Raw genomic sequence first — 5,507 nt, forward strand, 5'->3', positions numbered from 1 at the left:
GCACGTCCCATTCGCCGAGCATCATCTGCGGATCGGCGACCTGTTCGCCGCCGTTCACCATCACGGCTTCCGCGACGAGCGGCGACTGGCGCAGCAGCAGGATCAGCAGCAGGCAGTTCTGGAAGATGCCGTTTTCCCACAGCGACTGGCCGGCGCCGCGCACGAACAGCGACACGCCGACGACGAGCGGGCGATTATTTTCGCACAATTGCCGAGCATTCATTTTTAATGTAATACTTTCAATATCGATAATTTTTCAATTTATTCATGTGTCGAGTGCAAAATATCGGCGCCGCATATTCGGCCAAATTTTATAAATTCTCTCATTAATTTATAAGATTGACTCGATTCGATATTTCGCTTTCCAAGCACAACCGCCAACTGCTTCCGCAGCCCATCGGCGACGGCCGAGCGCTTGCCGTAAACAGCGCTGGCAATGCCGGCAGCGTACGCAAGCTGTACGCTATCTCGGTCATCAGGGCTTGTATATTTGTCGATTAACGCATGGGCGCGAGATTCAAAATGCTGCATGAGAATTTCAATTATCGCCCCTCTGCTATCGCAGATGTCATGCGAATTGCATAATTGATCGATGCATTCCAGGAACACCGTCTCTATTTCGACGCATATTTCGTCGGGTTTTATCGGCTGAAGGGAGGGCATTATCGGCGCTTTCATCGAACAAGATCCCGACATACGTGCCTCGGGTTCAGGCGACCAGACGCGAGACAAACGCGTCGAGGTTCGCGGGGTTGTCGATCGAGACCGACTGCAGCAGCCGGCCCGCCTTCGCGCGGTAGTCGTCGAGGCGTTCGTCGTGATGCAGCCACGCGTCGAGCAGCGCCCGGCCGCCTGCCGCGGAATCGAAGTCCGGGTAGTAATAGCCGGCGTCGCCGATCAGCGTCGAGTTGTGGATCAGCGGATAGCCGCCGTACAGCACGTCGTAATACAGATAGTTCTGCCCGTTTTCCCAGTGGTGCGACACGACCGCGTCAGCATGGCGCGCCATGAAGCCCGGCAGGTCGAGGCGCGGCTCGAAGGTCGCCTTGTGCTGGCGCACGAGATCGAGGCTGTTCGCGAAGTGCACGAAGGTCGGATGCTCCTTCATGTGCAACGCGTTCACGACGAACATGTGTTGAACCGCGTCCGGACGCGCACGATAGAACTCGTCGCACGCGAGCATCGGGTAGTGGCAGGACTTGGCGACCGAGATGTTCGGTTCGAGCATCGCCAGGTGCCACGGGCGGCGGCCGGGCCGATAGCCGAACGTCGCGCCTTCCGTGGCGAGCGCGGCGATGCGGCGATCGAGGAAGTACGGCGACCAGATATGCGGCATCAGGTGTACCGGCGCGCGCAGGATGGTCTGCAGCATCGGCGCAGCCGTCTTGTCGTATTGCGGCAGCAGCCACACTTCGTCGAACGGCGCGCCGTTGAATACGTGCCCCGACGGTTTGCCGAAGATCGGGGTTTCGCACAGGCCGGCATACACGTGCCCGCAGAAGAACGCGGCGATTTTCTTGCCTAGCGCCTTCATGTGCCGGAGCCATTCGACCGGCAGCTGCGCGCCCATTTCAATCACGACGTCGACTTCGTGCGTGACGTCGGAGGGCTTCACGAGCGGGATGTCGAGGCCGTTGAGTTCGAGGCCGGCCGGCAGCGCGCTGGCGTCGCCGCCGTTCAGGAAGTAGACGGGGCCGACGCGATCCGAGCGCTTGAGCATCATCGCGAGGAACGCGATGTTCTGGTGTATGCCGTTTTCCCAGATCGCCTGGCCGTCGCGCGCAAACAGCGAGATGCCGACGGCCGGCCGTTGCTTGCGGGTGCCGCCCGAGGCGGCTTCATTGATGTCCGTCACCGGTTGGTTTCCTCTGCGGCGTCGTGCGCTCAGCCGGACCTCGGGTGCCGGGCACGGAAGTCGGCACGCCGTGGATGATCTTGGTTTCGTTCGCGCCGGCATTGCCCGCGCGCCATGCGATGCAGGGCGCGCGCGGCGTTGCGTCCAGCCGGCTGTTCAGCGCTGCAGTGTGATATCGACGCGACGGTTGCTGGTGCGGCCCTCGGCCGTTTCGTTCGACGCAACCGGGTCGGCCTTGCCGCGTCCCGTGACCGTCAGCGTTTCCGCCTTCAGCCCGTGCGACTTCAGGTATCCGGCGACGGCTTCGGCGCGGCGCTTCGACAGCGCAAGGTTGTACTGATCGCCGCCGACCGAGTCGGTATAGCCGGTGACCGTGACCTGCGAGTACGTGCGGTCATCGCGTTCGCCGAGCAGCTTGTCGAGCGACGCGCGGGCGGTCGGCGCGAGCGTGGCTTGGCCGGTCGCGAACAGCGCGTCGCCAGAGAGGTTCACGTGCTCGACGGGTGCGGGCACCGGCTGGGCTGCCGGCGCGGGTGCGGCCACTGCGGGTTCGACCGGTGCAGCACCGCACTGGAATACCAGCGACGAAGGGTTGGAATTGTCGCGCAGCGTGCGGACTGAGTCGACGACGCGCACCGGCTGGTCGCCGCAGATCTTGCGGGCGGGCTTCATGCATGTTTGCGAGCCGGACAGCAGGCCGCCGCAGTCGACCCGGAAGGTCCGCACGCCGTCGCGCGGCTGCAGTTCGGAAGCGCTGTAGGTCGGGCCGGATGCGGTCGAGCACGCGGCGAGGGCCGTTGCGGAAAACGCGAGCGCGAGAGCGAGTTTGTTCACGGTTACATCCTCAATGGTTGGTTTGAGTGAAGCCCGCCACGCGTGTCGCGGCGGGCTCGATTCAGGCTTGTCGCGATTGGATGCCGTCGGCCTCCGTCATGACCTGATCGTCGTGCATACGACCCGATCGCGATATCCGGCGCTCCCGGGCGACGGAAACTGACCGTGCCCGGGTAGCGTGATCAGTGGCTTACCACTGGTAGGAGATCCCGCCGCCGTAGGTGCTGCTGGAGCCGCTGATCCCAACCCCCAGCTTGGCCTTGACGGCGTCACTGAAACGGATGGACACACCAAGTGCGGTTGCTGCGTATCCCTGATAGGTACCGGCGCCAACGCCGACCGCGATCGTCTTCCCGGGATCGACTTCCGGAATCATGGTCAACGCAGTTGCCGCAGCGACACCCGAATACGCACGGCGAGCCACTTCATTGACGCTCGACTGGACACCCCACAATTGATTCATGTTTGCGGCGTCCGTGCCGTTGATCCCTGGCGCGACGTTCGTCAGGCGACGTTCGTTGCCCGGCGACCCGAAGGAGACGGTGTTCGGCTGTGAAGCGATCGAACCCGCACCGATCGCGACGGAATTCGGTGCGCTTGCCACGCTGCCTTGTCCCACTGCGGTCGTATTGGTGCCTGATGCGGTCGAACCCTGGCCGAGTGCCGTCGAATTGCTGCCGGTCGCCGATGCAGCCTGACCGTCCGCCTTCGAGTTGGTACCCGATGCGACGGCGCCTTGGCCTTGGGCGGTCGAGTTTTGCCCCGATGCCGTTGCGCCTTGGCCTTGAGCGGTCGAGTTCTGACCCGATGCCGTTGAGCCTTGGCCTTGGGCGGTCGAGTTCTGCCCCGATGCCGTTGAGCCTTGGCCTTGGGCGGTCGAGTTTTGACCCGACGCCGTTGAACCTTGGCCTTGGGTGGTCGAGTTTTGACCCGATGCCGTTGAGCCTTGGCCTTCGGCGGTCGAGTTTTGTCCCGATGCCGATGCGCCTTGGCCTACTGCAGTCGACTGAGTGCCCGATGCTGTTGCGTCTTGGCCGACGGCCGTCGAACTGGCTGCTGCCGATGCGCCTGAACCGAGCGACGTGCTGCCATCTGTCGTCTGGGTCTTGATCGCCGTCAGCGGCGCGACCGCAGTCGAAAGCGATGTCAGTGTGGCGTCAGTCGAGGACAAACCGGTTGAGAGAGACGCGACGCTGCTGCTCGTCGTGCTCAATCCGGTCGACAGGGACGACACATTGCTGTTCGTCGAACTGAGGCCCGTCGAGGTCGAGGTGGAGAGCGACGTAATGGCACTCGTGGCCGAAGACAGGCTCGTCGACGTTGAGGTCGAGAGCGATGCGACACTGCTGGTGGTCGAACTCAGGCCGGTGGACAACGAGCCGACACTGGACGACGTTGAGGTCGAGAGCGACGTGACCGCGCTGTTGGTCGACGACAGGCTTGCCGAGGTCGACGTGGACAGCGACGCGACGTTGCTGTTGGTCGAGCTAAGGCCAGTGGACAACGAGCCGACGCTGGACGACGTGGAGGTCGAGAGCGACGTGACCGCGCTGTTGGTCGACGACAGGCTTGTCGAGGTCGACGTGGACAGCGACGCGACGTTGCTGTTGGTCGAGCTAAGGCCAGTGGACAACGAGCCGACGCTGGACGACGTGGAGGTCGAGAGCGACGTGACCGCGCTACTGGCCGACGACAGGCTTGCCGAGGTCGACGTGGAGAGCGACGCGACGTTGCTGTCGGTCGAGCTCAGGCCAGTGGACAGCGAGCCGACGCTGGACGACGTTGAGGTCGAGAGCGACGTGACCGCGCTACTGGCCGACGACAGGCTTGCCGAGGTCGACGTGGAGAGCGACGTGACGGTGCTGTCGGTCGAGCTCAGTCCAGTGGACAGCGAACCGACGCTGGACGACGTCGAAGTCGACAGCGAGGTGACCGCGCTGTTGGTCGACGACAGGCCGGTGGAGGTCGAAGTCGAGAGCGACGTGACGGTGCTGTCGGTCGAGCTCAGGCCGGTGGACAGCGAGCTGACACTGGACGAGGTCGAAGTCGACAGTGACGAGACCACGCTGTTGGTCGACGACAGGCCAGTCGAGGTCGACGTCGAGAGCGACGTGACGGTGCTATCGGTCGAGCTCAGGCCAGTGGACAGTGAGCTGACACTGGACGACGTGGAGGTCGAGAGCGACGTGACGGTGCTATCGGTCGAGCTCAGGCCGGTGGACAGCGAACTGACGCTGGACGACGTCGAGGTCGACAGCGACGAGACCGTGCTGTTGGTCGACGACAGGCCGGTGGAGGCCGAAGTTGAGAGCGACGTGACGGTGCTGTCAGTCGAGCTCAAGCCGGTGGACAGCGAGCTGACACTGGACGAGGTCGAGGTCGACAGTGACGTGACTGCGCTGTTGGTCGACGACAAACCAGTCGAGGTCGACGTCGAGAGCGACGCGACGGTGCTGTCGGTCGAGCTCAGGCCAGTGGACAGCGAACTGACGCTGGACGACGTCGAGGTCGACAGTGACGTAACCGCGCTGTTGGTCGACGACAGGCCGGTGGAGGTCGACGTCGAGAGCGACGCGACGGTGCTATCGGTCGAGCTCAGGCCGGTGGACAGCGAGCTGACGCTGGACGACGTCGAAGTCGACAGCGACGTGACCGCGCTGTTGGTCGACGACAAACCAGTCGAGGTCGACGTTGAGAGCGACGCGACGTTGCTGTCGGTCGAGCTCAGGCCGGTGGACAGCGAGCTGACGCTGGACGACGTCGAGGTCGACAGTGACGTGACCGCGCTGTTGGTCGACGACAGGCCGGTGGAGGTCGA

General features: G+C 63.6%; 6 protein-coding genes and 1 pseudogene. 1 reads left to right on the forward strand and 6 read right to left on the reverse strand.

Annotation, left to right across the window (positions count from 1 at the left end):
* The 6 genes and pseudogenes from G3O06_RS46315 to G3O06_RS50125 form a co-directional block, all read right to left on the reverse strand.
* The coding region (locus tag G3O06_RS46315; protein ID WP_241020590.1) for a DUF2827 family protein at positions 1 to 208 on the reverse strand (208 nt) is incomplete at its 3' end.
* Between the two features lie 53 nt (positions 209 to 261).
* Entirely contained in the window at positions 262 to 678 is a 417-nt protein-coding gene (locus G3O06_RS46320; protein WP_205820085.1) for a hypothetical protein, read from the reverse strand.
* A gap of 31 nt (positions 679 to 709) precedes the next feature.
* Positions 710 to 1,855 carry a DUF2827 domain-containing protein gene (locus G3O06_RS46325; protein ID WP_205820086.1) on the reverse strand — a complete coding sequence of 382 codons (1,146 nt, stop codon included), beginning with the start codon at positions 1,853 to 1,855 and terminating at the stop codon, positions 710 to 712.
* Between the two features lie 156 nt (positions 1,856 to 2,011).
* Complete coding sequence (locus G3O06_RS46330; protein WP_205820087.1) at positions 2,012 to 2,689, reverse strand: OmpA family protein; 678 nt, start codon at positions 2,687 to 2,689, stop codon at positions 2,012 to 2,014.
* 190 nt (positions 2,690 to 2,879) lie between these two features.
* Positions 2,880 to 3,293, reverse strand: a complete 414-nt coding sequence (locus tag G3O06_RS50120) for a YadA-like family protein (RefSeq protein WP_346779598.1) — start codon at positions 3,291 to 3,293, stop codon at positions 2,880 to 2,882.
* A 147-nt stretch (positions 3,294 to 3,440) separates the two neighbouring features.
* A pseudogene (locus tag G3O06_RS50125) lies at positions 3,441 to 3,809 on the reverse strand (hypothetical protein); the annotation flags it as partial.
* Between G3O06_RS50125 and G3O06_RS49875 the strand changes: the two are divergent.
* Positions 3,700 to 5,507 (forward strand): hypothetical protein (locus G3O06_RS49875; RefSeq protein WP_346779599.1); only part of this gene is annotated, 1,808 nt, incomplete at its 3' end. The pseudogene G3O06_RS50125 and the gene G3O06_RS49875 sit on opposite strands and share 110 nt — an antisense overlap.

The organism is Burkholderia sp. Ac-20345 (assembly GCF_017104825.1).
Lineage (GTDB): Bacteria > Pseudomonadota > Gammaproteobacteria > Burkholderiales > Burkholderiaceae > Burkholderia > Burkholderia lata_B.